Source organism: Paraburkholderia sp. AV2 (genome assembly GCF_054968425.1).
Map to the genome: position 1 here is coordinate 83,617 of NZ_JBANLK010000021.1, position 24,707 is coordinate 108,323.

Below are 24,707 nucleotides of genomic sequence, written 5' to 3' on the forward strand. Positions count from 1 at the left end.
ACGCTTTACCTCCTCACTGAATCCGCCATGATCGGTCGCATCGCCGGCGTCCTGCTGGAAAAGAATCCGCCGCACCTGCTCGTCGACTGCAACGGTGTCGGTTACGAAATCGACGTGCCCATGAGCACGTTCTACAACCTGCCTGGCACCGGCGAGAAAGTCGTGCTGCTCACGCAGACGATCGTGCGCGAGGACGCCCATCTGCTCTACGGCTTCGGCACGCAGCAGGAGCGCGCAACGTTCCGCGAACTGCTCAAGATCAGCGGCATCGGCGCGCGCATGGCGCTCGCCGTGCTGTCGGGCATGAGCGTGCACGAGCTGTCCCAGGCTGTCACGCTGCAGGACGCCGCGCGTCTTACTCGCGTACCGGGCATCGGCAAGAAAACCGCCGAGCGCTTGCTGCTCGAACTCAAGGGCAAGCTTGGCGCCGATCTGGGCGCGATGGCCGCGGCCGCCTCGCCGTCCGACCACGCCAACGACATCCTCAACGCGCTGCTCGCGCTCGGCTATTCCGAGAAGGAAGCGCTCGCCGCCATCAAGAACGTGCCGGCCGGCACCGGCGTCTCCGAGGGCATCAAACTCTCGCTGAAGGTGCTGTCGAAGGCCTGACGCAGGCGCGTTCGAAGGCAAGCTCTGGCGGTTAGTTGCACTTGCAGCGTGCGGGCTGAAGCCGCCCCGCTCGCGCAAGCCTTGCGCGGTACAATCGCTGCATGATCGAAACCGACAAACTCGCCGCTAACCGCGCCAGCGCGGAACGCGTGATCGCCGCCACGCCGGCCTCGCCCAACGAGGAGGTGTTCGAGCGCGCGCTGCGTCCGCGCCAGCTCGACGAATACGTGGGCCAGGAGAAGGTGCGCGGCCAGCTCGAGATTTTCATCGAAGCCGCGAAGCGCCGCTCGGAGCCGCTCGATCACGTGCTGTTGTTCGGGCCACCGGGCCTCGGCAAGACCACGCTCGCGCACATCATCGCGCGCGAAATGGGGGTCAATCTGCGGCAGACCTCGGGACCGGTGCTGGAGCGTGCGGGCGATCTTGCGGCGCTGCTCACGAACCTCGAACCCAACGACGTGCTGTTCATCGACGAGATTCACCGGCTTTCGCCCGTCGTCGAGGAAATCCTGTATCCGGCGCTAGAGGATTACCAGATCGACATCATGATCGGCGAAGGTCCGGCCGCGCGCAGCGTGAAGCTCGATCTGCAGCCGTTCACGCTCGTGGGCGCAACCACGCGCGCAGGCATGCTCACGAACCCGCTGCGCGACCGCTTCGGCATTGTCTCGCGGCTCGAGTTCTACAACGCACAGGAACTCTCGCGCATCGTGCAGCGCTCGGCCTCGCTGCTCGGCGCGCACATTCATCCCGACGGCGCGCTCGAAATCGCGCGGCGCTCGCGCGGCACGCCGCGTATCGCCAACCGCTTGCTGCGACGCGTGCGCGACTACGCCGAAGTGAAGGCCGACGGCGCGATCACCGCCCCCGTCGCCGACGCCGCGCTCAAGATGCTCGACGTCGATCCCGTGGGCTTCGACCTCATGGACCGCAAGCTGCTCGAAGCGATCCTGCACAAGTTCGACGGCGGTCCGGTCGGTGTCGACAACCTCGCCGCCGCGATCGGCGAGGAACGCGACACGATCGAAGACGTGCTGGAGCCGTACCTGATCCAGCAGGGCTACCTGCAGCGCACGCCGCGCGGCCGCGTGGCGACGATGCTGACCTACCGGCATTTCGGGCTTGCCGCGCCGGACTCGGCGGCTTCAGGCGGCCTCTGGGACCCAAACGCGTCCTGATATCCCGATAAGCGCCGGGCCGCTACGCGAGCACACACGATGTCCGAGCAACACGCAGGCCGCCGCCACGACGCCCCCGAGCCAACCGGGCTCGCCGCGCTACTCAAGCAACGCGTGCGCATGGCGCTGGCCGACAGCGTCACGCATCTGACCACGGGCAGCGGCCCGAAGCTCGATTACTCTTCGCCGCCCGGCGACCCCGGTCTCTTCGGCCCCGAAGCCGTTTGCTGGACCGTGCATGCCGACTTCGCCTCGATGATGGCGGGCGGCATCAGCGCGCTGCTGCTGCAGGCGCTGCACCCCCTGGCGCTGGCGGGCGTATGGGATCACTCGACGTTTCGCAGCGATATCCTCGGGCGCCTGCGCCGCACGGCGACCTTCATCGCGGGCACGACCTACGGCAGCCGCGCCGACGCGCTCGCGCTGATCGAGCGGGTGAAAACGATTCACGAGGGCGTGACCGGCACTGCGCCCGACGGGCGCCCTTATCGCGCGAGCGATCCGGCGCTGCTCACGTGGGTCCATGTCGCGGAGGTTTCGAGCTTTCTCGCGGCACATCTGCGTTATGTGAACCCCTCGCTGCCCGGCGCCGCCCAGGACCAGTACTACGCGGAGACCTCGACCATCGCGCGGCTCCTGGGCGCGACCGACGTGCCGGCTTCGCGCGCCGAGGTCGAGGCTTACCTGCAGTCCATGCAAGCGGAACTCGTTGCGAGCGAACGCACGCGCGAGGTCGTGCGCGTGCTGATGAACGTGCCCGCTCCGCGCCCAGCCATGCGCCCCGCAGGTGCGCTGATGCGTCACGCCGGCATCGACCTGCTGCCGCCGTTCGCGCTGCGGCTGCTCGGCTTCGACAGCTTCGCGCGCGTGCGCCGCGCGATCGTGCAGCCGGGCATGCGCACGGTCGCGCCCGTGCTGCGCTGGGCGCTCGTCAACGGTGTATCGAAACGCGCGCGGCGGCGCGCGGCGGCGCAGCCGCGCTGACACAGCGGATACGCAACCGGCAAAAAAAACGGCCAGCCCGCGAATGCCGGCTGGCCGCTGCTTCGTGCACGCCCCCAACGGTGAGGAGCGCGCAGCGCGCATTACGTCTTACATCTTCACCACGTCGAGCAGCGTCTTCTTGCCCGCCTTGTAGTCGTACAGCGAGATCACGCCGTGCTTGAGGTCGCCCTTCGAATCGAAGGTCGTCTCGCCGATCACGCCCTTGTAGTCGGTGGTCGGGATTTCGGCCAGGATCTTCGCCGGATCGGTCGAGTTCGCACGCTTCATCGCGTCGACGACGATATACACGGCGTCATACGTGAACGGCGCATCGAATTCGATCGGATGGCCAAAGCGCTTCTCGTACTTCGCCGCGAATGCCGCGCCGCCGTTCATGCGCTCCACCGCCATGCCGGCCTGCGAGCACACGATGTTGTCGGCGGCCGGACCCGCGAGCTGCGCGAGGCTTTCCGTGCAGACTCCGTCGCCTGCGAGAATCTTCGCGCGCAGGCCGAGCTGCTTCGCCTGCTTCGCGAACGGTCCGCCGGTGGCGTCCATGCCGCCGTACATGATCGCGTCGGGATTCTCGCCCTTGATCTTCGTGAGAATCGCGCGGAAATCGACGGCCTTGTCATTGGTAGCGTCGTGCGACAACACCTTCAGGCCGAGCGACTTCGCGGTCTTCTCGAACTCGTTCGCGAGACCCTGACCGTAAGCCGTCGAATCGTCGACGACCGCGACGCTCTTCACGTTCAGCGTCTTCGCCGCGTAGTTCGCGAGCGCCGGGCCCTGCTGGGCGTCGGTCGCGACAACGCGATAGGTCGTCTTGAAACCCTGCTGCGTGTAAGCGGGGTTCGTGGAAGACGGCGAGATCTGCACGATGCCCGCGTCGCTGTAGATCTTCGACGCCGGGATCGACGCGCCCGAGTTCAGATGGCCGATCACGGCCACGACCTTGTCGTCCACCAGCTTCTGCGCGACCTGGGTTGCCTGGCGCGGGTCGGCCGCGTCGTCCTGGCCGTCGAGCTGCAGCGTGATCTTCTGGCCGCCGATCACGAGGCCCTTCGCGTTGATTTCCTCGATGGCGAGGCGCGCGCCGTTCTCGTTGTCCTTGCCGAGGTGAGCCGAGCCACCCGTGAGCGGACCGACGTGGCCGATCTTGACGATTTCGTCGGCCGAGGCGTTGGCGGACATCGCTGCGAACGCAACGACTGCAGCGCTGACCGCCAGCATGTGAAGCTTGAACGTCATTCGAATCTCCTGCTTGTTTTCCGGGAATTACCTTTCGTCTACGGCCTTGGCCCACGCAGGCGCGACACGCGCGCGTCCTCTTCAACGCGCGGCCGGTCTCGAGCGCCGCGGAAATACCGCGCGCCGCCCCAATGGCCGGCGCGGCGCAAAGGTCAGAGGAATGGTAACAGCCAGCCCGCTATCCGGGATAGCAATGAGAAAGGGAGCGTAAGAAGCAAGTAAGAGGGGTTGACGGCGCGGCGAAAATCGGTCCCGCGCGCCGTCATCGGCAATGCGTGTCAGCGGCCGGGTTCGGCCGTGCGCTTGAAACCGTCGTCGGCGCTCACACCGCCCAGATGCGTGACGTCGCCCCACTCCACGACACGGGCCTGCGTGACGTAGCCGTCGCTCTCGAAATCGACGAGGTTCATGCTCGTATTGAGGAGCGGCCAGTTGCGCGGCTCATCGAGCGCGAGGCCCTTGGCGAAGCGGTAAACGCAGTCGAGCACGCCGCCGTGCGTGACCACGGCGATACGGCCGTCGGGATGCATCGTGATCAGCGGCTCCAGCGCATGCAGTACGCGGTGATAGAACGCGCGCTGCGATTCCCCCTCGGGCGGCGTAAAGCCGGGATCGCGTGTTTGCCAATGGGCATATTCGTCCGGAAAACGCTCGGCGATCTCGTCGCTGTCATGTCCCTGGAACGCACCGTAATGGCGCTCGCGCAGGCCCGGCGCAAGCTGCACCGGCACATGCAGGGCCTCGGCCGCCGGTCGCGCCGTCTGTTGCGCGCGCAACAGGTCGCTGGACCAGATCGCATCGAGACGCGAACCTGCCTGCGCCGCCGCGGCGAGACGGCGCCCGAGTTGTTGCGCCTGCTCCATGCCACTTTCGGCCAGCGGAATGTCGATATGGCCCTGGATGCGCTTGATGCGGTTCCAGGCGGTTTCGCCGTGGCGGATGAAGAGGATTTGCGTAGTCATGGGGCGGCGCGAAGTCTCACGAGAAATCAGTTGCGCACCTGCAGCCAGAACGTGACCGGCCCGTCATTGACGAGCGACACCTGCATGTCTGCGCCAAACTCGCCGGTCTCGACGAGAGGGTGCTTCGCGCGCGCCGCCGTGACGAAGTAATCGAAGAGCCGGCGGCCCTCGTCGGGCGGCGCAGCGGGCGTGAAACTCGGGCGCAGGCCACTGTTGGTGTCGGCGGCCAGCGTGAACTGCGAAACGAGCAGGAGGCCGCCCGCCGCGCCGCTGCCATCGATATTCTGCACGGGCAGGTTCATCTTTCCCGCCGCGTCGCTGAACACGCGATAGCCCAGCAGTTTCGCGAGCAGCTTGTCCGCGTTGGCGTCGGTATCGCCGCGCTCGGCGCAAACGAGCGCGAGCAGCCCCTGGCCAATCGCGCCGGTCACCCGATCGTCCACGCGCACTTCGGCGCGACGCACGCGCTGAATCAGGGCGATCATCGTGCGCGCTCCCTTTGCGGCGGGAGCTGCGAAAAGCAGCAGCGCGCACTGCCGACCCAACGAGCGTGCGACGCCATCACGCCGTGAGCGTCACACGCGCGAAGCGGCGCTTGCCGACCTGCACGACAAAGTCGCCGGCCTCGATTTTCAGGCCCTTGTCGGACACGGTCGCGCCGTCGATCTTCACGCCACCCTGCTCGATGTTGCGCAGCGCCTCGCTCGTGGACGGCACGAGACCGGCCTGCTTGAGCAACTGGCCGATCGCGAGCGGCGCGCCGGTGAGCGTGACCGCGGGAATGTCTTCCGGCACACCGCCTTTGGCGCGGTGATTGAAGTCTTCGAGCGCGTGCTCGGCGTCCACCTGCGAATGAAAGCGTGCGACGATTTCCTGGGCGAGCAGCACCTTGAAGTCGCGCGGATTGCGTCCTGCCTCGGCTTCCTTCCGGAAGCCCTCGATTTCGGCCATCGGACGGAACGACAGGAGCTCGAAGTAACGCCACATCAGCACGTCGGAGATGCTCATCAGCTTGCCGAACATGTCGTTGGGCTTCTCGCTGATGCCGATGTAGTTGTTCTTCGACTTCGACATCTTCTCGACGCCGTCGAGACCTTCCAGCAGTGGCATCGTGAGTATGCACTGCTGCTCCTGGCCATACTGCTTCTGCAGCTCGCGGCCGACGAGCAGGTTGAACTTCTGGTCCGTGCCGCCGAGCTCGAGGTCCGCGTTCAGCGCGACCGAGTCGTAGCCCTGCATCAGCGGGTAGAGGAATTCGTGAATCGAGATCGGCACGCCGCCCTGGAAGCGCCTGGTGAAGTCCTCGCGCTCAAGAATACGCGCGACCGTATAGCGCGACGCGAGCTTGATCATGCCGTCTGCGCCGAGCGGCATCGACCATTCGCTGTTGTAGCGGATCTCGGTCTTCTCGCGGTCGAGCACGAGCGCGGCCTGCTCGAAGTACGTCCTGGCGTTCGATTCGATCTGCTCGCGCGTGAGCGGCGGGCGCGTGGCGTTACGGCCCGACGGGTCGCCGATCAACGACGTGAAGTCGCCGATCAGGAAGATCACGGTGTGGCCGAGATCCTGAAGCTGGCGCATCTTGTTGAGCACGACCGTGTGGCCGATGTGGATGTCGGGCGCGGTGGGGTCGAGGCCGAGCTTGATACGCAGGGGCTTGCCCGTTGCGGCGCTCTTCGCGAGCTTCTGCTGGAATTCTTCTTCGATCAGCAGTTCGTCCACGCCACGCTTCGTGACGGCGAGCGCGTGACGAACTTCGTCGGTGACCGGGAAGGCGCTGGGTGCGCTGCTGGATTGGGTGGGCTCGGTGCTCATGCTTCGATCATAAAGTTCGGTTTAGTCCGCGATTTTACGTGATTCGACCCGCCGCACCGAAGTTTGCCGACCCGCGACGGCGCAAACCGGCTTGCTCACGAACGGGCCACGGCGCGTTCTACCCGCGGCGCACCGCGCGAGCGCGCCTGCCAGAGGTCGTACGCCGCCTGCTGGGCGAGCCACAAATCGGCTCGGCCGCCGTTTTCCTCGCCAAGCCACGCTTCGAGCCTCAGCGCCATTTCGGGAGAAATGCCGGCGCGGCCATTCAGCACGCGCGAGAGCGCGGCGCGCGTGACGCCAAGCTGGACGGCGGCCTCGGTCACGGTGAGACCCAGTTCGGGAAGAATGTCGTCCCGCAACGTTTCTCCGGGATGGGGCGGGTTGTGCATGCGTATCATGTCGCTCATCTTCGAGGTGCCTCAGTGATAGTCATGGTAGTCGACCAGTACGGCATCGCTCCCTTCGAAAGCGAAGATGAGCCGCCAGTTGCCGTTCACCCTGACCGCGTAATGGGTGGCAAGCACGCCGTCGAGCCGGTGGCAGCGCCAGCCCGGCACGTTCATGTCCTGCGGCGATTCGGCGGCGTCGAGCCGGGCCAGTTGGCGTGCGAGACGCGGCACGTGATCGGGCCGGATGCCTGCCTTGTTGCCGGTGAAGAAGAACGCCTTCAGCCCTTTGTGTTTCCACGACTTGATCATGTTTCCCCAAACGAAGCCAATCCAGCATGGGTTGCTCTTCGCCGAGGTCGATGTCCTTCTTCGCCTGCATGTATAGCGTATAGTATCACTATACGATCAGTGCGGGCTACAGTCAATCGGGCTTACGGCCCTGGTTTGACCTGACTCAACCCTCAGCGTCGCGCGCGGATGCGCGCTGAAAAGCAGGGTCACACAGGCTCCGAGGGGCGCCAATTAGCCGTTCGGCTTACGGATTGACGTCATTGCACCGATAATCTGCGGCAGGACAAATCGTTCGCACTCACGGGAGGGGCACGACGTGGCACCACGCGACGCACAAACGGATAGCGGCACCGCTGCCGACGGTGTGTATTTCGGCCTGATGTCGGGTACGAGCATGGACGGCGTGGATGGCATCGCCGTGCGCTTCGGGAAAGGGCAACGGCCGGTCGTGCTGGCCGAGGCGTTCGTCGGTTTCGCGCAGGGTCTGCGGGAGGCGCTCTTCGCCTTGCAGCAGCCCGGCGAAAACGAGATCGAACGCGCAGCGCTGGCGGGGAATGCGCTCGCGGCACGCTACGCGGTGTGCTGTCACGAACTGCTACGCGCGGGCAATCTTTCGCCGGAAGAGGTCCGTGCGATCGGTGCTCACGGACAAACGGTCCGGCATCGGCCCGAAATGGGCTACACGGTGCAGATCCAGAATCCGGCGCTGCTGGCCGAACTCGCGCACATCGACGTGATCGCCGACTTCCGCAGTCGCGACGTTGCCTCGGGCGGCCAGGGCGCGCCGCTCGTGCCCGCATTTCATGCAATGGTGTTCGGCTCGAAGGACGAAACGCGTGTCGTCTGCAATCTGGGGGGCATCAGCAACATCACGATCCTGTGGAACACGGGCGCCGTGCGCGGCTTCGACTGCGGGCCCGCGAACGCGCTGCTCGACCTCTGGGCCGAGCGGCATCTCGGCAAGCCCTACGATGAAAACGGCCAGTTCGCAGCGAGCGGCACGCCACATCAGCCACTCCTGAACGCCCTCCTCGACGAGCCGTTTTTCGAGCAGCCGCCGCCCAAGAGCACAGGACGCGATCTTTTCAACGCCAAATGGCTCGATGAAAAGCTCAAAGGCTTCGAATCGCTCTCCCCGGCCGACGTTCAGGCGACGCTAGTCGGCCTGACTGCCGTGAGCGTGGCCCGCGAGATCGAGCGCCACGCCTCGGACTGCCGCGCCGTCTATGTGTGCGGCGGCGGCGCGCGCAACCCCGTGTTGATGGCGGCGCTGCAAAAAGCGCTCGAAACGGGAGGCGTAAGCGGGGTGCCGGTCACCACGACCGACGCACTGGGCGTGCCGCCGCATCAGGTGGAACCGCTGGCTTTCGCGTGGCTCGCCATGCGCTGCGCGGCGCGCGAACCGGGCAATCTCCCCGCGGTGACCGGCGCCGCGGGTGACCGCGTACTGGGCGCGATCTATCCGCGCTGAGGCTACCAAATGCATTCAACGCAGATCGACACGAATGCCGGACTTGCCGAGAGCCGTGATGATTTGCTGCGCGTGAACGGTATCCTTGTACACACAGACCGTTTTCCCGGTGCGCTCGGCATTTTCCTGATCGTTGCATCGGTATAACGCCTTGAAATCCGGCATGATCTCAAGAAAGGAATACGGAGGATCCGTGGTTTCATACCTCCTGATGTACACGTCGGGTATGCCGAATGTGTTGTGGAGGTACGCGGATAACGCCGCGGGGTAGTTCGGTTTCGTCTTGTTTTGCGCGACGAATATGTCATTGAGGCCAATCGGGTCGAAAAACTTCTGCTGCGAGGCAGCAGCAAGCTTGCCTGCCTCGGGCGACGCAATGATAAGCCCATCAATGCCCCGTAGGTCATACCCGATCTTCGCGTAATCCGAATGATCGGATGCCAGAAACCGGGCTTCCTTCCTGCTGTCCGGAAAAATCGCGACATTGCCCAGCAGGATCAATATCACGACCATGCCGGTCACTATGGTGACATGCCGGTCCGACTTCGAAAACTTGCAGGCAAATTCGTAAAATTGCGGAACCGCGAACGAGAGGCCGATCAGCAGGGGCAATTGAAAGCGGTCCGCGATATCCATGATGGGCAGCACGGAGAAGAGATAAACGTAGTACGCCGCGCTCGCGATGTACATCGGGAAATATTTCCGGGAGCTGGAAATATCGAGGAACGCCGTGGCAATGAGGGCAAGAAGCACGAGCGGCAGGACATCACCCAAAAACGCGAGTTGCTGGTCCGCGATGTACTTATATTCGGATAGCGGCAAGCGAAACAGCAAAATATCCCCGATAGCGACCTTCAACGTGGCGGAGAGCGGGAGTGCTGTTCCGGTCAGTATTTTCGCGAGCGCCAGCGATGCCCCTGCGGCGGCCAGCGTTCCGAGCAGCAGACATAGCACTGCCTTGCCTTTTTGAGGCAGCGCGCCCGGAGAAAGGACGAACGCGCTGCAGAATAGTGCGACCGGGAAAAGGGGGAGATCCGGTCTGACCAGAAACGTGAATCCGGAGAACAGTCCCAGGCATAACGAACTGCCGCGCGCGCCATTGCAGAATCTCAGAAGATAAATGGAGAGCGCGGTAAAAAAGACCGTAATTGAGGTCTCAAGTCCGTTGGTGGAGCCCCGAATGAAGAGTGGGCTGGTTGCGATCGGGAGCAGTTGGAGGACGGCGACCCGCGGATTCCGTAACTTGAGATCGCCGCTTGCAGCGAGGTAAACAGCAAGGAGCGCGAGAATCGCAAAACCCAAACCGGCATAGGAGTCGATAGCGCCGACGCTGAATCGCGTCAGCCGTGCGAGTTCGCTGATAAGCGTAAGCCAGGCAATTCCGGTCGTCCCCTGCACCGTGCCGAAGTGCCGATTCCATTCGAACAGGTAGCCATCCACGCCATTCTGGACATAGCGTTGCATGATGTAGCTGTCTTCGAAGTCGGCCGGAAATGGCATAAAGAAACGGGTGATAACCACATAGGCCGCCAGAACGAGGAGAACGTACCTGTAGTGAGCTGTCTTCATGGCGCCTTCCCCCTCTGCTGTACCTGCGGAAATCCCGAGGCCACCGGGTCCCTGCTGATACCAGGACACCCGTGTGCGATGACGGCGAGTCTAGCGAGGCGTTCCTGGCAACTCTGTGCGTTGGGGCACGCGATATTGTTTTGGTGTGGCCGGATGGCACACCGGAAAGCGGAGTAGCCTGCCACTCCGTGGGTTGCGCAACGCGCGGTCACGCGGGGCGCCTGAAATCGCAGTTTGCTGCGCCCGTCAAAGCCCCTGGGCCATTCGTGGGCCAAGGAGAGCAGATCAAGAAACGGCCTTCCAACGAAAACGGCCCGAGCGCTCTTGCGCCCGGGCCGCCAAATCTAAAATCTTTTCGCTACGCCGTTCGATAGCGGGTACGGAGCCTTCACCGAACGGATCCAGGGCATCAAGCCCCGTTTCTTATGCCATGAGGCTGTCGCTCAGACCGAGAACGACGAGCCGCAACCGCAGGTCGTGGTGGCGTTCGGGTTCTTGATGACGAACTGCGCGCCGTTCAGATCGTCCTTGTAGTCGATCTCGGCGCCGACGAGGTACTGATAGCTCATCGAATCGATCAGCAACTGGACGCCGTTCTTGTTCATCACGGTGTCGTCTTCGTTGATCGTCTCGTCGAACGTGAATCCGTACTGGAAGCCCGAGCAGCCGCCGCCCTGCACGAACACGCGCAGCTTCAGCTCCGGATTGCCTTCCTCGTCGATCAGTTGCTTGACCTTGTCAGCCGCTGCTTCGGTGAAAACGAAGGGACCGGGCATTTCAGTCACGGGGGTCTCGGTGACAGCGTTCATGCGAACTCTCCAAATAAGCTTCTAGCCGCTATTGTAGGGCCGTTCCGAAGATCGTGCTTAAGCCCACAAAATCAAGGGTTTCTCGCCGATGTTCTGATCCAGATACAGCTAAAACGAAAAAACCGCCCGACGCATTCCTGCGCGAGGCGGTTTTTTGCAGCAGCCATGCACTTCCGCGAGGAGCGCACGGCCACGAAGCGCAAATACGCGATTAACGCTTCGAGAACTGCTTGCGGCGACGTGCCTTGTGGAAACCGACCTTCTTACGTTCCACTTCACGTGCGTCACGCGTAACGAAGCCAGCGTGCGACAGTGCCGGCTTGAGCGTTGCGTCGTAGTCCATCAGCGCGCGCGTGATGCCGTGGCGAACTGCGCCGGCCTGGCCGGTTTCGCCGCCGCCCGTCACGTTCACCTTGATGTCGAACGTCGTGCCGTGGTTCGTGAGTTCCAGCGGTTGACGCACGATCATCAGCGACGTTTCGCGCGAGAAGTAGTCGGCGATGGGCTTGCCGTTGACGATGATCTCGCCCTTGCCCGACTTGATGAAGACACGAGCGACGGCGCTCTTGCGGCGGCCCGTACCGTAATTCCAGTTACCGATCATGTGGGCTCCCCTTAGATCTCGAGCGCCTTCGGCTGTTGCGCCGAGTGCGGGTGCGTTGCGTCTGCGTAGACCTTCAGCTTCTTGATCATCGCGTAGCCGAGCGGGCCCTTCGGCAGCATGCCCTTCACGGCCTTCTCGAGCGCGCGGCCCGGGAAGCGTTCCTGCATCTTGCCGAACGTCGTTTCGTAGATACCGCCCGGGTAGCCCGAGTGACGGTAGTACTTCTTGTCGGTCGTCTTGTTGCCCGTGACCTTCAGCTTGCCGGCGTTGATGATGATGATGAAATCACCCGTGTCGACGTGCGGGGTGAACTCAGGCTTGTGCTTGCCGCGAAGACGGCGTGCCACTTCGCTGGCGACACGGCCGAGAACCTTATCCGTCGCGTCAATCACGTACCATTCGCGCTGCACTTCATGTGCCTTGGCGGAAAAAGTCTTCATGATCGATCCAAAAAATATGCTGTGCCCAGTTTCGGTCCTGCTTGTATGGTGACGCTCGTTGGCGCCGGCGCAGGCTCTCCCTGTTTCGGGTTTCCCCTTTCGGGTCTTCCCGTTTCCCTGCGGGCATGAATGCAGGAAACCTAGGATTATAAAGGGAAAATTGCAGCCGCGTCAAAATTTGATACGCGGCGCGCGGAAGACGAGGCTAAGGGAAGGGCGAAAAAAAGCCCGAACGCGTGGGTTCGGGCTTAATCCACCTTTTGGAGGAGGGTGGAGGAGACATGCTGAGGTGTCGTCGAGGACGACCACCAACGAGACAAATTATACGGATCGAGCTTGTGCGACGCAAGGAAAACTGCATTGCGAAATACAACACCATAATATGAAATCATGATGCACCTCAGCCCGGCCTTGCATTTCCTTTAAAATCAAAGAACTACAGAACGTCCAGCAGCCAGCCGAGCGGCATTGCTAGAGCAAAACCCCTATTTTGGTCAGGGATAACGACCTTGCCGTTCCGATGGCGCATCGCAACATTCAAGCAAGGCGCATAAGTTCGACCCGGTACGTCGCCCCCGGACATACCAGTAGAGGCGGGCTACAATGCGGGCTGAATCGAAGAACCCGTGGCAAAGGCACAGACATGGAATGCAAAGTTAGCTGGATGGGACAGGACGGCATGGCGTTCGCGGCCGAAACGGGCAGCGGTCACCTCGTCAACATGGACGGCGCGCCGGAAGGTGGCGGGCGCAATCTCGCGCCGCGTCCGATGGAAATGGTGCTGCTCGGCACGGGCGGCTGCACCGCCTACGATGTGGTCCTGATCCTGAAGAAAAGCCGTCAGGAAATCAGCGGCTGCAACGTGACGCTGAAGGCCGAGCGCGCCAGCGAAGACCCGAAGGTTTTCACGAAGATCCACTTCCATTTCACGGTGACGGGCAAGAACCTGAACCCGGCTACCGTCGAGCGCGCAATCAACCTGTCGCACGACAAGTACTGCTCGGCGTCGATCATGATCGGCAAGACGGCCGAGATCACGCACTCGTTCGAGATCGTCGCGGCCTGAGTTCGCCGGCGATCCGGCGCCCGCGCTTGCGGCGTTCGCGAGGAAAAAAACGAAAAAAGCCGGCGCGGTCACAAGGCCCACGCCGGCTTTTTTGCATCATGAGGTTGGCAAAGCAGGCCGATAAGCCGGATTCTGTGCACGCGGGACGCCTTGCGGCGCCCTGCGCGTGGCAGCCATTCCTCTAGGCGCGCCATTGCTGACGCGCTCAAGCTTCCTACCCGCTGACGTGACGGGGGCCCCGTCCTGCATCTCGAAGATGCTAGCCAGCCTACTTGGAATTGCTCCGGGTGGAGGTTGCCGTGCCGTCTACGTCACCGCAGACGCGGTGCGCTCTTACCGCACCGTTTCACCCTTACCTGATCCCGACCGAAATCGGGCCATCGGCGGTCTGTTCTCTGTTGCCCTGTTCCGCGTGTCGCCACGGATGGCCGTTAGCCATCACCCTGCCCTGTGGAGTCCGGACTTTCCTCGCCCCCGACGGCCGAAACCGCCGAAGCCGCGACTGCCTGGCCTGCTTTGCTGACCGCGATTTTACCATCCGCCGCGGGACGCGCCCGCCGCCCGGCGCGAAACACCGACGAATCGTCGTAAAACGAGGGGGTTCCGTTTTCGGGCCACCAGCCGGGTATTCCGAGCACGGGCAGCGGCGCGAACATCCGGCCGTTGAATTCGCTGTCTTCGAGGAGCGCACGGCTCACCGTTGCGTCGAGAAACGCGTCGCGGGCGGCGCGCGTGCACGAGAAGTAGTCGGCGGGCACGTCGACGATCCACGCATGCGCGGTGCACGCCTTGTACGGCGTGACGAGCTTTTCCAGCAGCGCGTGCCCGAAGCAGCGGACCTCGCAGCATTCGCCCCATGCGGCCCGGCTGTCGATAAAGAGCGCCTTCCAGTCGAACGATCGCAGTGCGGCGCCGAGCGCGGCATCGGCGCAGGCGAACAGCACGGCATTCTCGTCGAACACGGTCAGCGCGTCACGCGTGCCGCCGCGCGTGGGCCCAACGCCCAGCGCATCGACCAGCGCCGAGCCGCGTGCGCTCAACGCGGCCTTGATGCGCGGAAACTGAAACCAGCTGAGCGCATTGAAGAAGTCATGCAGATTGTGGCGCGTCGGCACCCGGCCGGTGGCCGCGATATGGGCCTCGTAAGCCGTATCGGGCGGAAGTTCGTCCTGCGGGATAAAGGCGAGGCGCTGCCCGCGCCCTGTCGTGACTTCGGCGGATGCGGCGGCGGCGTCCAACTCGCCCACCGGGCCGCCCGCGCGGCGCCGCGCGGCCTGCTGCCAGCGCACGCCGCGTTCTGCGACCTGCGCGAACCAGGGCCTCGTCCAGTCGATATCGGCAAAACCCGGCGCGGCGCGCTTCACCGCGCCGCCCGGCAAGTCCACTTCACATAACAAAGGCAACGAGCGCGACATCCCAACCGCGCATACTCAGACGAAGCGCCAGCCGATCGTTTCGCCGCCGCGCAGCGGCACGACCGGCACGTCGCCCGCCGCCACCTCGGCCGGCAGCGTCCACTCTTCGCGACGCAGCGTCACTTTTTCGGCACTGCGCGGCAGGCCGTAGAAGTCGGCACCGTGGAAACTCGCGAAACCTTCGAGCTTGTCGAGCGCGCCCGCGTTGTCGAACGCCTCGGCGTAGAGTTCGAGCGCATGCAGCGCCGTGTAGCAGCCCGCGCAACCGCACGCATGCTCCTTCAGCCCCTTCGGATGCGGCGCGCTGTCCGTGCCGAGGAAAAAGCGCGCGTCGCCCGAGGTCGCCGCCTCGACGAGCGCCACGCGATGCGTCTCGCGCTTGAGCACCGGCAGGCAGTAGTAGTGCGGACGAATGCCGCCCTGGAAGATCGCGTTGCGGTTGTAGAGCAGGTGATGCGGCGTGATCGTCGCACCCAGCAGGCCCGGGGCGGCACGATCGGCGCGGATGTAGTCGACCGCGTCCTTCGTCGTGATGTGCTCGAACACCACCTTCAGCGCCGGAAAGTCGCGGCGCAGCGGCGTCATCACGCGGTCGATGAACACCTTCTCGCGGTCGAACAAATCGATGTCGGCATTCGTCACCTCGCCGTGCACGAGAAGCGGCATACCCACTTCCTGCATGGCCTCCAGCGTCTTCGCGCACTTGCGGATATCGGTCACGCCGGCGTCCGAGTTGGTCGTCGCGCCTGCCGGATACAGCTTCACGCCATGCACGAAGCCGCTTTCGCGCGCGCGGCGAATCTCGTCGGGCGGCGTGTTGTCGGTCAGATAAAGCGTCATCAGCGGCTCGAAGCGCGCGCCCTCAGGCAGCGCCGCCAGAATGCGGTCGCGGTACGCGGCGGCCTGTTCGGTCGTCGTGACCGGCGGCTTCAGGTTCGGCATGATGATCGCGCGGCCGAACTGGCGCGCGGTATGCGGCAGCACCGCCGCGAGCATGGCGCCGTCGCGCACGTGCAGGTGCCAGTCGTCGGGGCGGGTGAGCGTGAGAATGGTCTGGGAAGAGGCGTTCATGGGTTTCGATGCACGGAGATCGTCGCGCGGGCGCGACAACCAGGCTCTTTCACGCTCGGCGTGGAAAGCATCCGACAAAATTCGTATTGGCGGCGCGCAGCCCGGTGATATGCTTGGAAAATCATCATTGTACCGGTTCACCGGATCGCTCCGCCCGCCGCATCACGCTTTAGCCATGTGCCAACTTCTTGGAATGAACTGCGCCGCGCCGACGGACGTCACGTTCTCCTTCACCGGATTCGCGGCGCGCGGCGGCGTCACCGATCACCACGCCGACGGCTGGGGCATCGCGTTCTTCGAAGACAAGGCCTGCCGGCTCTTCATCGACCATCAGGCCTCCGCGCACTCGCCGATTGCCGAGATGGTCAAGCGCTACCCGATCAAGTCGCGCAACACCATCGCGCATATCCGCAAGGCTACGCAGGGCCACATCCAGCTCGAAAACTGCCACCCGTTCATGCGCGAGCTGTGGGGCCGCCACTGGATCTTCGCGCACAACGGCGACCTGCACGACTTCAATCCGGCCATGTCGGGCGTGTATCAGCCGGTCGGTACGACCGATAGCGAGCTGGCGTTCTGCTCGCTGCTGCAGGGTTTGCGCAAGGCGTTCCCGGGCTCCCAGCCGCCGCTTCCCGAGCTCTTTGCGGAACTGGCGTCGCTCACGCGCGAGATCACGCAGTCCGGCGTGTTCAATTTCCTGATGTCGAACGGCCAGGCGCTCTTCGCGCACTGCTCGACACATCTCTACTATCTCGTGCGCCGCTGGCCGTTCTCGACGGCGCATCTGGTCGATGCCGACGTTTCGATCGACTTCGCGAAATACACGACGCCCGAAGATCGCGTGGCGGTGATCGCCACTGCGCCGCTCACCGACAACGAAATCTGGACGCGCTTTGCGCCCGGCGATCTGCTGATGTTCCAGAACGGCGACGTGATCGCGCAGGCGAGCGTGCCGGTGCCGCAGAAGGTGCTCGACAAGCTGAAGAACCCGGCAACCGATGCCTCGGCGAGCGCGCCCTGCCCGCCGCGGGTCGTCACACCCGCGGTCGAGACCGTGGACGCCGAAGCCGCCTTCGCGCTGCAGACCTGGGGCGAGTAGCGCGCGGCGCCTGTCTGTGCCCGCCCGCCTAGTGCAGGATCTTCGCGAGAAACTCCTTCGCGCGATCCGACTTCGGGTTCGCGAAGAAGTCTTCCTTGCGATCGTCCTCGACGATGAGGCCGCGGTCCATGAAGATCACGCGGTGCGCGACCTTCTTTGCGAAGCCCATCTCGTGCGTCACGCACATCATCGTCATGCCCTCCTGCGCGAGTTCGACCATGACGTCGAGCACTTCGTTGATCATTTCGGGGTCGAGCGCCGAGGTCGGCTCGTCGAACAGCATGGCGATCGGGTCCATCGAAAGCGCGCGCGCAATCGCCACGCGCTGCTGCTGCCCGCCCGAGAGCTGACCCGGAAACTTGTCCGCCTGCGAGCGCAGGCCCACGCGGTCGAGGAGCTTGAGACCCTTGTCGGTCGCCTCGTCCTTGCTGCGGCCCAGTACCTTGATCTGCGCGAGCGTGAGGTTCTCGGTAATCGAAAGATGCGGGAATAGTTCGAAGTGCTGGAACACCATGCCGACTTTCGAGCGCAGCTTCGACAGATTGGTCTTCTTGTCGCCCACCGACTGTCCGTTCACGAGAATCTCACCCTGCTGGAACGGTTCGAGCCCATTGACGGTCTTGATGAGCGTGGACTTGCCCGAGCCCGATGGCCCGCAGACCACCACCACCTCGCCCTTCTTCACTTCTGTCGTGCAGTCGGCCAGCACCTGGAACTGGCCGTACCACTTCGACACGTTCTTGATTGAAATCATCTTGCGACCTTTTCTGAAGACCTCTCACGAGGCTCGACGCGCCCCTGCAAACGACGAAACAGCCGGCGCGGATAGTTTCCGAATCATACCCGGCCTCGAAGGGCGCGAACGCAACCCTCGCCGAGGCAAAGCGGAGTCGATACCCGGCCTCAGTTGATCGCCTTGTCGTTCGGATTCTTGAACAACGTCTTCATGTCGTCGCTTTCCGGGAAGTTCAGATTCAGGCCCTTCGGCGGAATCGGCGACTCGAACCACTTCGTGTAGATCGCCTCTCCCTCGCCGGAGGTCTCGACCTTCGCGATGGCCTCGTCCACGACCTTCTTGAACCCGGGATCGTCCTTGCGCATCATGCAGCCGTACACCTCATGCGACTGCGGCCTGCCTGCGATCACGAAGTCTCCCGGACTGTTCGACTTCGCGCGCTCGCCCGCGAGCAGCGCGTCGTCCATCACGAACGCCGCCGCACGACCCGTCGAAAGCGTCAGGAACGACTCGCCGTGGTCCTTCGCGCTGATGATGTTCATGCCCATGTTCTTGTCCTGGTTCATCTTGCGCAGAAGGCGCTCGGACGTCGTGCCCGCCGTCGTCACGACGGTCCTGCCCTTGAGGTCGGCGAAGTCCTTGATTCCCGAGTCCTTCCTCGTCATGAGTCGCGTGCCGATCACGAAGATCGTGTTCGAGAAGGCCACCTGCTGCTGACGCTCGACGTTGTTCGTGGTCGAACCGCACTCGAAGTCCACCGTGCCGTTCTGCACGAGCGGGATGCGGTTCTGCGAGGTGACCGGCACGAGTTTGACCTTCAGGTTCGGCATGTTCAGCGTCGTTTTCACGGCAGCCACGATCTTCAGCGCAAAATCCTGCGAGTAGCCAATCACATTCTGCTTGTCGTCGTAATAGGAAAACGGGATCGACGATTCGCGATGGCCGAGCGAGATGACGCCGGTGTCCTTGATCTTCCTGAGCGTGCCGGAATCCTGCGCGTGCGCGCTTGCAGCGAAGAAACCGAGGGTAGCGAGAACAAGCACGGCCTTTTTGATTTTCATCGGTGCGGTCTCCCGGGCCAAAACCGGCGCCAGTGTAGCAAAGTAATAAATCTGAAAGGCTGTTGAAGTCCCCGGAATACAAAAAGCGCAAAAAAGCGGACGGCCCCGCCAAGGTCCCGTCCGCTTCCCGATACTGCGCTGTAGCGAGCGCTATCACGCCCGCGTTGTCACGATCGTCGTGTCGATCAGAGGCGCATCAAGGGTACAGGCCGCGCATTTCGCGCGCCATCAGAATGCGCTTGCACGCCACGATGAACGCCGCCGTACGCACCGACACCTTGTTTTCGCTCGCCACCTGCCAGACCGCCGCGAACGCTTCGCGCATCACGCGCTCCAGGCGCTCGTTGATTTCGCCTTCCGTCCAGAAGAAGCTCGAGAAGTCCTGCACCCACTCGAAGTACGAAACGGTCACACCGCCCGCGTTCGCCACCACGTCGGGAATCACGAGGACGCCCTTGTCGTGGAGAATGTCGTCGGCCGCCGTCGTGGTCGGGCCGTTCGCGCCTTCCACGATGATCTTCGTGCGGATCTTCGGTGCGTTCTTCTCGGTGATCTGGTTTTCCAGCGCGGCCGGGATCAGGATGTCGGTCTCGACGGTCCAGAATTCGTCGTTCGCGAGCACGTCGGCGCCGGCGAAACCTGCCACGCCGCCCGTCTTCGCGACGTGCTCCAGCAGCGCCGCCGCATCCATGCCGTTCGCGTTATGGAGCGAGCCGGTGTGATCCTGCACGGCGACGACCTTCGCGCCCGCTTCCTGGAACAGGCGCGCGGCGATCCCGCCCACGTTGCCGAAGCCCTGCACGGCAATGCGTGCGCCTTCGACCGAGAGACCCGTGCGGCGCGCGGCTTCGCAACCGACCACGAACACGCCGCGGCCCGTTGCCTCGCGGCGGCCGAGCGAGCCGCCGAGCGTGATGGGCTTGCCCGTCACGACGCCCGTGGCCGTCTGGCCCTGGTTCATCGAGTAGGTGTCCATCATCCACGCCATGATCTGCTCGTTCGTATTGACGTCCGGAGCGGGAATGTCGGTGTTCGGCCCGATGATGATGCCGATTTCGCTGGTGTAGCGGCGCGTCACGCGTTCGAGTTCGCCGCGCGAGAGCGTGCGCGGATCGACGCGGATACCGCCCTTGGCACCGCCGTACGGCACGTTCACGGCCGCGTTCTTCACCGACATCCACGCGGACAGCGCCATCACTTCGGAGAGCGTAACGTCCTGGTGGTAACGCACGCCGCCCTTGCCGGGACCGCGCGAAACGTTGTGCTGTACGCGATAGCCTTCGAAATGCGCGACGGTGCCGTTATCGAGCTCGATGGGCACGTCCACGATCAGGATGCGCTTCGGACGCTTGAGCGTTTCGAGCCAGCGCGAGAGCGAGCCGAGATACGGCGCCACGCGGTCGACCTGACGAAGATAGTTGCCCCAGGGGCCGAGGTTGTCGGCGTGGAGATACGAAGGAACCGACTGCATTTGGGAAGACATGAACGCTCCGGCGATCGAATGAATGGTGCAATTGTGAGAAAACGCCCACGTGAAATCCAATGCCGTTTGATCATCCCGTTATGCTTTTCATGCATAACGTTCCCGAAGTCGAAAAAACGTGTCGCGGGCCCGGGCCCAGGTTACCGCTTCGTCAGTTTGCCCGTCGGTCAGGCGCCGCCAGTTCGGCGAGTTCCGCACTCACGGCGTCCCATAGCTCGCGCACGAGCGCCTGGCGCGCATCGTCGCCCTGCGCGGCGAGCTTGTCGCGATAGAGGCGGATCTCCATGTCGAGCGTGAACTGCCCCTCCGGCGCGCCGCGCGTGCCGCGGTCGAGCCGGATCAGCCGGCCCTGCGCCACGGCATCCTCCACCGCGCTATGCGGCAGAAACGCGATGCCATGTCCCGCCAGCGCCATCGCCTTGAGCCCTTCGGCCATATCGGTTTCGTAGACGCGGTCGAGGTACAGCCGTGCCGGTGCGTTGGCAATGATCACCTCGGTCATGCGGCCTAGATAGGCGTTCGGCGTATAGGAGAGGTAAGGCGCGGGCGCGTCCGCCGTGCCGGGCAGCGTGTAACGGGGGCGCCCGGCGCGCTGCACGGCGGAATACGGACTGATGGGTTCGATGCCGAGCGTGAGCGTGTCGTAGCGCGCGGGATCGAGGGTCACCGGATGGCTGGGATGGTGATAACCCATCACGAGATCGCAGCCGCCCTCGACGAGCGAGAGCACCGCGTCGTGCACGTTGAGCGCACGCAGACGCGTATGAATGCGGCCCAGCTTCGCCTCGATGCGCTGCAGCCAGCGCGGGAAATAGGTCAGCGAAATCGTATGCGGCACGGCGAACTCGATGGTCGCCGCTGGTGTTGCCGTGTGGCCGCGCAGCAGCGTGCGCGCCTCGTGGAACTGCGAAAGCATGGCGAGCGCCTGCTCGTAGAACACCTGCCCCGCGGCAGTCAGGCGTGTCGGATAAACCGAACGATCGATCAGTTCCGTGCCGAGCCAGGATTCGAGTGCCTGGATGCGACGCGAGAACGCCGGCTGCGTAACGTGGCGCAGCTCGGCGGAACGGCTGAAACTATGCGTTTCCGCGAGCGAAACGAAGTCTTCGAGCCATTTGAGTTCCATGCGGGTCGGCGGTCAGTGACGTGAAGTCGGCATTTTAGCCAGAGCGCCACGCGCCGGCGCGGCGGCGCGCCAAAAGAGCCGTCCGCGCGGCACCGCGAGCCCGCATGACACGGCCTGTTGCGCCGGCGGCCGCCTGTCAGCAAGGTGATAAAATGTGCGGTTCCCGCCGTCTCCAGGCCGACTGCTTTCGAGTCTAACCCCAGCGAGCGTAACTTCCCGCGTTACGTCCCTAATCATGTCCGATACCCGTCCCGATACCCTCTTCGCGCTCAACGCGCTCTCCCCGCTCGACGGCCGCTACGCCTCGAAGACCGAAGCCCTGCGCGACTGGCTCTCGGAAGCCGCGTTCATGCGCAACCGCGTGACCGTGGAAATCCACTGGCTGATCGCGCTGTCGCAGGCCGGCTTCGCGGAAGTGCCGCGTTTCTCGGAAGCGTCGGAGCAGTTCCTGCTCAAGCTCGCCGAAAACTTCACGGCGCACGACGCCGCGCGCATCAAGGACATCGAGCGCGTGACGAACCACGACGTCAAGGCGGTCGAGTACTGGCTCAAGGAATCGGTGAAGGGCCAGCCGGAACTGGAGCGCGCAAGCGAATTCATCCACTTCGCCTGCACTTCGGAAGACATCAACAATACCTCGCACGGCCTCATGCTCGCGGGCGCGCGCGAACACGTGATCCTGCCGGCGCTGCGCTCGGTGTATGAGCGCCTCGTGAAGCTCGCCCACGCCCACGCCGACCAGCCGATGCTCTCGCGCACGCACGGCCAGCCCGCCAGCCCGACCACGCTCGGCAAGGAAATCGCCAACGTCGCGGCGCGTCTCGCGCGCGCAATCTCGCGCATCGAGAAGGTCGAACTGCTCGGCAAGATGAACGGCGCGGTGGGCAACTTCAATGCGCACCTCTCGGCCTACCCGGAATTCGACTGGGAAGCGTTCTCGAAGGAAGTCGTCGAGCAGCGCCTGAAGCTCACCTTCAACCCGTACACGATCCAGATCGAGCCGCACGACTACATGGCGGAACTCTTCGACGCGATCGCGCGCGCGAACACGATCCTGCTCGACCTCGATCGCGACGTGTGGGGCTACATCTCGCTCGGCTACTTCAAGCAGAGGACCAAGGCCGGCGAAATCGGCTCGTCGACGATGCCGCACAAGGTCAATCCGATCGACTTCGAGAACTCGGAAGGCAACCTCGGCCTCGCCAACGCCACGCTGCGCCACCTCGCCGACAAGCTGCCGGTTTCGCGCTGGCAGCGCGACCTCACGGACTCGACGGTGCTGCGCAATATCGGCGTGGCCTTCGGCTACTCGCTGCTCGCGTACGACGCGCTGATCCGCGGTCTCGACAAGCTCGAAGTGAACCCGCAGCGTCTGAACGACGACCTCGACGCCACCTGGGAAGTGCTGGCCGAGCCCGTGCAGACCGTGATGCGCCGCTATGGCATCGAGAATCCCTATGAGCAGCTGAAGGAGCTCACGCGCGGCAAGGGCATCACGCGCGAAGCGCTGCAGACCTTCGTGTCGGGTCTCGCGATTCCTGAAGATGCCAGGCGGCGTCTGCTCGACATGACGCCGGCGTCGTACGTCGGCAAGGCCGCGGAGCTGGCGAAGCGCATCTCGTAAGCGCGGCGCACGACGCGCGACGATAGAAAAGGCGCTCGACCTCGCGGTCGAGCGCCTTTTTCACTTATTGCGGAACCGCTCGCGTCGCCTCAGTCCAGCGTCGACTTTGCCGTTTCGCCCACGGCAACATCGCCGGCAGGCTCATCGCCGATTTCGATACGCTTCACTTCGCCCAGCAGGAACGTATAAGCCAGCGCGCCCATCACGGCGAACACGCTGATGAGCCCGAGCGCCCAGCCGAACGAACCGGTCTCGCGCAGGATGAAGCCGATCGCAATCGGCGTAACGATACCGGAGAGGTTGCCCGCGAAGTTCACGGCGCCGCCGGTGATGCCGATCATGCTCTTCGGCGCAATGTCGCCGATCAGCGACCAGGAAGCGGACGCCACCCCCTGCGCGAAGAACGCGAACGACATGATCGCAATGACGACCGCGTTGCTGTCGGTAAGAAGCGACAGCGTCATGGTGGGCACGAGCAGGAGGCCCGTGATGATCGGGGTCTTGCGCGCGGCCCCCACACTCGCGCCACGCCGCAGCAGGAAATCGGACAGCGCACCGCCCGCCACCACGCCTATCGACGCCGCAATGAACGGCACGGCGGCCGCTCCACCGGCTTTCAGCACGGCCATGTGGCGCTCGCTGATCAGATAGCTCGGAAACCACGTCAAAAAGAAGTACAGCGACGAGAGGGATGCGAACTTGCCCATGCAGATCGCAACGATCTGGCGATTGCGGAACACGATGGCCAGCTTGCGCCACGGGAACTTCGAACTCTTTGCCCCTCCGGCCGCGACCCCTTTGCCGCTGGTGTGGTTCGAACCGACCAGCGCCCCGCCGCTGCGGATGTGCTGCAGTTCGGCCTCTCCAACCCACGAGCAATCTTCGGGATCGCGATAAAGCAGATACCAGACGCCCGCCCAGACGACGCCGACCGCGCCCGTCGCGTAGAAGATCGTGCGCCAGCCAAAGGCGTGCGCGATCCAGAACAGCGCCGGCGTAAGCGCCGCCATGCCGATGTACTGGCCCACGAGATAGACGCTCGTCGCGGTGCCGCGCTCGCGTTGCGTAAACCAGATCGACACCACGCGGTTGTTGACCGGAAACGTCGGCGCTTCTGCCACGCCGACGCCCAGCCGCAGTCCGAAGATCGTCGCGTAACGCCCGGCGCAGCCCTGGGCGACCGTGAACGCGGACCAGACCAGCACCGCGAGCGCATACATGACGCGCGAGCCGAAGCGGTCGACGACCCAGCCGCCGGGAATATTGGCGATCACGTACGTCCACGCATAAGCGGAAAACAGCAGGCCGATCTCGACCGGACCGAGGCCGAATTCGTGCTTGAGCAGCGGCGCGGCCACGGAAAGGTTGGCGCGGTCCACATAATTAATGACGGTTCCCGCGAACACGAGGAACAGCATCAGGAAACGGACGTGGCCGATTCGGGTGGTAGGCAAGGCGTCTCCTCCGCATCGGGGAAGGTGTCTGGATAGTCGCGCAATCCGCTGATCCCGGGCAGCACGGTTCCATATATTAACAAATTGTCCACCTATGGATAAACCAGACCAACCTGTGCCGCCGCAACAGATCCTGGCGCATACCTAAAAGGCCAGTTCAAAATGGCCGCTCAGCTCGGCTGAAGATGTTCCAGCAGACG

Annotated in this window: 23 protein-coding genes, 1 other RNA gene and 1 pseudogene; 7 read left to right on the plus strand and 18 right to left on the minus strand. The window is 63.8% G+C overall.

All coding sequences use genetic code 11. The features are described 5' to 3' along the window. Positions 1–27 precede the first annotated feature (27 nt). From ruvA to V8683_RS16480, 3 genes are all read left to right on the plus strand, one after another. Positions 28–609 (plus strand): Holliday junction branch migration protein RuvA, encoded by a 582-nt coding sequence (gene ruvA, locus V8683_RS16470; protein ID WP_027795827.1) that lies wholly within the window; start codon positions 28–30, stop codon positions 607–609. 101 nt (positions 610–710) lie between these two features. Then, a complete protein-coding gene (ruvB, locus tag V8683_RS16475) occupies positions 711–1,787 on the plus strand; it encodes a Holliday junction branch migration DNA helicase RuvB (protein WP_411187040.1) in 1,077 nt (358 codons plus the stop codon). 39 nt (positions 1,788–1,826) lie between these two features. Beyond that, a complete protein-coding gene (locus tag V8683_RS16480) occupies positions 1,827–2,771 on the plus strand; it encodes an oxygenase MpaB family protein (RefSeq protein WP_411187042.1) in 945 nt (314 codons plus the stop codon). A 108-nt stretch (positions 2,772–2,879) separates the two neighbouring features. Here V8683_RS16480 and V8683_RS16485 read toward each other — a convergent pair whose 3' ends face one another. The 6 genes from V8683_RS16485 to V8683_RS16510 all read right to left on the minus strand — a co-directional run bounded on the left by V8683_RS16485 (position 2,880) and on the right by V8683_RS16510 (position 7,497). After that, a complete protein-coding gene (locus V8683_RS16485) occupies positions 2,880–4,022 on the minus strand; it encodes a branched-chain amino acid ABC transporter substrate-binding protein (RefSeq protein WP_411187043.1) in 1,143 nt (380 codons plus the stop codon). A 278-nt stretch (positions 4,023–4,300) separates the two neighbouring features. Continuing rightward, complete coding sequence (locus tag V8683_RS16490) at positions 4,301–4,984, minus strand: histidine phosphatase family protein (RefSeq protein ID WP_411187045.1); 684 nt, start codon at positions 4,982–4,984, stop codon at positions 4,301–4,303. A gap of 26 nt (positions 4,985–5,010) precedes the next feature. After that, the gene (gene dtd, locus V8683_RS16495; protein ID WP_411187047.1) at positions 5,011–5,469 is read right to left on the minus strand and encodes a D-aminoacyl-tRNA deacylase; all 459 of its coding nucleotides are present in this window, start codon (positions 5,467–5,469) and stop codon (positions 5,011–5,013) included. A 76-nt stretch (positions 5,470–5,545) separates the two neighbouring features. After that, positions 5,546–6,799: a tyrosine--tRNA ligase gene (gene tyrS, locus V8683_RS16500; protein ID WP_411187048.1), complete on the minus strand. Its 1,254-nt coding sequence runs from the start codon at positions 6,797–6,799 to the stop codon at positions 5,546–5,548. A 95-nt stretch (positions 6,800–6,894) separates the two neighbouring features. Beyond that, a complete protein-coding gene (locus V8683_RS16505) occupies positions 6,895–7,197 on the minus strand; it encodes a HigA family addiction module antitoxin (protein WP_411190444.1) in 303 nt (100 codons plus the stop codon). 21 nt (positions 7,198–7,218) lie between these two features. Next, positions 7,219–7,497, minus strand: a complete 279-nt coding sequence (locus V8683_RS16510; protein ID WP_411187050.1) for a type II toxin-antitoxin system RelE/ParE family toxin — start codon at positions 7,495–7,497, stop codon at positions 7,219–7,221. A gap of 298 nt (positions 7,498–7,795) precedes the next feature. Here V8683_RS16510 and V8683_RS16515 point away from each other — a divergent pair, with 298 nt between their 5' ends. Then, complete coding sequence (locus V8683_RS16515) at positions 7,796–8,950, plus strand: anhydro-N-acetylmuramic acid kinase (protein WP_411187052.1); 1,155 nt, start codon at positions 7,796–7,798, stop codon at positions 8,948–8,950. Between the two features lie 15 nt (positions 8,951–8,965). Here the strand turns inward: V8683_RS16515 and V8683_RS16520 are convergent, their stop codons facing one another. The 4 genes from V8683_RS16520 to rplM all read right to left on the minus strand — a co-directional run bounded on the left by V8683_RS16520 (position 8,966) and on the right by rplM (position 12,372). Next, positions 8,966–10,519 (minus strand): hypothetical protein, encoded by a 1,554-nt coding sequence (locus V8683_RS16520; RefSeq protein WP_411187054.1) that lies wholly within the window; start codon positions 10,517–10,519, stop codon positions 8,966–8,968. Between the two features lie 443 nt (positions 10,520–10,962). Further along, complete coding sequence (gene erpA / locus V8683_RS16525) at positions 10,963–11,328, minus strand: iron-sulfur cluster insertion protein ErpA (RefSeq protein WP_411187056.1); 366 nt, start codon at positions 11,326–11,328, stop codon at positions 10,963–10,965. Positions 11,329–11,539: 211 nt separating this feature from the next. Next, positions 11,540–11,932, minus strand: coding sequence for a 30S ribosomal protein S9 (rpsI, locus tag V8683_RS16530; RefSeq protein WP_411187057.1), 393 nt, complete (start codon positions 11,930–11,932; stop codon positions 11,540–11,542). 11 nt (positions 11,933–11,943) lie between these two features. Next, positions 11,944–12,372, minus strand: a complete 429-nt coding sequence (gene rplM, locus V8683_RS16535) for a 50S ribosomal protein L13 (protein WP_027795838.1) — start codon at positions 12,370–12,372, stop codon at positions 11,944–11,946. A gap of 643 nt (positions 12,373–13,015) precedes the next feature. Between rplM and V8683_RS16540 the strand changes: the two genes are divergently transcribed. Beyond that, positions 13,016–13,438: an OsmC family protein gene (locus V8683_RS16540; protein ID WP_411187059.1), complete on the plus strand. Its 423-nt coding sequence runs from the start codon at positions 13,016–13,018 to the stop codon at positions 13,436–13,438. A gap of 105 nt (positions 13,439–13,543) precedes the next feature. Here the strand turns inward: V8683_RS16540 and rnpB are convergent. From rnpB to pyrC, 3 genes and pseudogenes are all read right to left on the minus strand, one after another. Beyond that, positions 13,544–13,956: RNase P RNA component class A (rnpB, locus tag V8683_RS16545), an RNA gene on the minus strand. A 99-nt stretch (positions 13,957–14,055) separates the two neighbouring features. After that, positions 14,056–14,853: pseudogene (locus V8683_RS16550) on the minus strand (DUF3025 domain-containing protein); the annotation flags it as partial. A 15-nt stretch (positions 14,854–14,868) separates the two neighbouring features. Beyond that, positions 14,869–15,924 carry a dihydroorotase gene (gene pyrC, locus V8683_RS16555; RefSeq protein ID WP_411187061.1) on the minus strand — a complete coding sequence of 352 codons (1,056 nt, stop codon included), beginning with the start codon at positions 15,922–15,924 and terminating at the stop codon, positions 14,869–14,871. Between the two features lie 175 nt (positions 15,925–16,099). Between pyrC and V8683_RS16560 the strand changes: the two genes are divergently transcribed. After that, entirely contained in the window at positions 16,100–17,023 is a 924-nt protein-coding gene (locus tag V8683_RS16560) for a class II glutamine amidotransferase (protein WP_411187063.1), read from the plus strand. A 28-nt stretch (positions 17,024–17,051) separates the two neighbouring features. Here V8683_RS16560 and V8683_RS16565 read toward each other — a convergent pair whose 3' ends face one another. The 4 genes from V8683_RS16565 to V8683_RS16580 all read right to left on the minus strand — a co-directional run bounded on the left by V8683_RS16565 (position 17,052) and on the right by V8683_RS16580 (position 21,429). Continuing rightward, positions 17,052–17,777: an amino acid ABC transporter ATP-binding protein gene (locus V8683_RS16565; RefSeq protein ID WP_411187065.1), complete on the minus strand. Its 726-nt coding sequence runs from the start codon at positions 17,775–17,777 to the stop codon at positions 17,052–17,054. 149 nt (positions 17,778–17,926) lie between these two features. Next, positions 17,927–18,820, minus strand: coding sequence for a glutamate/aspartate ABC transporter substrate-binding protein (locus tag V8683_RS16570; protein ID WP_411187067.1), 894 nt, complete (start codon positions 18,818–18,820; stop codon positions 17,927–17,929). Positions 18,821–19,016: 196 nt separating this feature from the next. Beyond that, positions 19,017–20,303, minus strand: a complete 1,287-nt coding sequence (locus V8683_RS16575) for a Glu/Leu/Phe/Val family dehydrogenase (protein WP_411187069.1) — start codon at positions 20,301–20,303, stop codon at positions 19,017–19,019. Between the two features lie 151 nt (positions 20,304–20,454). After that, positions 20,455–21,429, minus strand: coding sequence for a LysR family transcriptional regulator (locus V8683_RS16580; protein WP_411187071.1), 975 nt, complete (start codon positions 21,427–21,429; stop codon positions 20,455–20,457). 235 nt (positions 21,430–21,664) lie between these two features. Here V8683_RS16580 and purB point away from each other — a divergent pair, with 235 nt between their 5' ends. Further along, positions 21,665–23,053 (plus strand): adenylosuccinate lyase, encoded by a 1,389-nt coding sequence (gene purB, locus V8683_RS16585; protein ID WP_411187073.1) that lies wholly within the window; start codon positions 21,665–21,667, stop codon positions 23,051–23,053. An 89-nt stretch (positions 23,054–23,142) separates the two neighbouring features. Here purB and V8683_RS16590 read toward each other — a convergent pair whose 3' ends face one another. Next, entirely contained in the window at positions 23,143–24,471 is a 1,329-nt protein-coding gene (locus V8683_RS16590) for an MFS transporter (RefSeq protein WP_411190445.1), read from the minus strand. Positions 24,472–24,707: the final 236 nt, after the last annotated feature.

What these genes read in the sequence shown, in the direction of transcription:
- V8683_RS16565 (WP_411187065.1), bottom strand. Translation starts at nt 17,777, where the DNA reads ATGATTTCAATCAAGAACGTGTCGAAGTGGTACGGCCAGTTCCAGGTG.
- rpsI (WP_411187057.1), bottom strand. Translation starts at nt 11,932, where the DNA reads ATGATCGGTAACTGGAATTACGGTACGGGCCGCCGCAAGAGCGCCGTC.
- rplM (WP_027795838.1), bottom strand. Translation starts at nt 12,372, where the DNA reads ATGAAGACTTTTTCCGCCAAGGCACATGAAGTGCAGCGCGAATGGTAC.
- ruvA (WP_027795827.1), top strand. Translation starts at nt 28, where the DNA reads ATGATCGGTCGCATCGCCGGCGTCCTGCTGGAAAAGAATCCGCCGCAC.
- dtd (WP_411187047.1), bottom strand. Translation starts at nt 5,469, where the DNA reads ATGATCGCCCTGATTCAGCGCGTGCGTCGCGCCGAAGTGCGCGTGGAC.
- V8683_RS16575 (WP_411187069.1), bottom strand. Translation starts at nt 20,303, where the DNA reads ATGTCTTCCCAAATGCAGTCGGTTCCTTCGTATCTCCACGCCGACAAC.
- ruvB (WP_411187040.1), top strand. Translation starts at nt 711, where the DNA reads ATGATCGAAACCGACAAACTCGCCGCTAACCGCGCCAGCGCGGAACGC.
- purB (WP_411187073.1), top strand. Translation starts at nt 21,665, where the DNA reads ATGTCCGATACCCGTCCCGATACCCTCTTCGCGCTCAACGCGCTCTCC.
- V8683_RS16480 (WP_411187042.1), top strand. Translation starts at nt 1,827, where the DNA reads ATGTCCGAGCAACACGCAGGCCGCCGCCACGACGCCCCCGAGCCAACC.
- erpA (WP_411187056.1), bottom strand. Translation starts at nt 11,328, where the DNA reads ATGAACGCTGTCACCGAGACCCCCGTGACTGAAATGCCCGGTCCCTTC.
- V8683_RS16505 (WP_411190444.1), bottom strand. Translation starts at nt 7,197, where the DNA reads ATGATACGCATGCACAACCCGCCCCATCCCGGAGAAACGTTGCGGGAC.
- V8683_RS16560 (WP_411187063.1), top strand. Translation starts at nt 16,100, where the DNA reads ATGTGCCAACTTCTTGGAATGAACTGCGCCGCGCCGACGGACGTCACG.
- V8683_RS16590 (WP_411190445.1), bottom strand. Translation starts at nt 24,471, where the DNA reads ATGCTGTTCCTCGTGTTCGCGGGAACCGTCATTAATTATGTGGACCGC.
- V8683_RS16580 (WP_411187071.1), bottom strand. Translation starts at nt 21,429, where the DNA reads ATGGAACTCAAATGGCTCGAAGACTTCGTTTCGCTCGCGGAAACGCAT.
- V8683_RS16520 (WP_411187054.1), bottom strand. Translation starts at nt 10,519, where the DNA reads ATGAAGACAGCTCACTACAGGTACGTTCTCCTCGTTCTGGCGGCCTAT.
- V8683_RS16510 (WP_411187050.1), bottom strand. Translation starts at nt 7,497, where the DNA reads ATGATCAAGTCGTGGAAACACAAAGGGCTGAAGGCGTTCTTCTTCACC.
- tyrS (WP_411187048.1), bottom strand. Translation starts at nt 6,799, where the DNA reads ATGAGCACCGAGCCCACCCAATCCAGCAGCGCACCCAGCGCCTTCCCG.
- V8683_RS16485 (WP_411187043.1), bottom strand. Translation starts at nt 4,022, where the DNA reads ATGACGTTCAAGCTTCACATGCTGGCGGTCAGCGCTGCAGTCGTTGCG.
- pyrC (WP_411187061.1), bottom strand. Translation starts at nt 15,924, where the DNA reads ATGAACGCCTCTTCCCAGACCATTCTCACGCTCACCCGCCCCGACGAC.
- V8683_RS16570 (WP_411187067.1), bottom strand. Translation starts at nt 18,820, where the DNA reads ATGAAAATCAAAAAGGCCGTGCTTGTTCTCGCTACCCTCGGTTTCTTC.
- V8683_RS16540 (WP_411187059.1), top strand. Translation starts at nt 13,016, where the DNA reads ATGGAATGCAAAGTTAGCTGGATGGGACAGGACGGCATGGCGTTCGCG.
- V8683_RS16490 (WP_411187045.1), bottom strand. Translation starts at nt 4,984, where the DNA reads ATGACTACGCAAATCCTCTTCATCCGCCACGGCGAAACCGCCTGGAAC.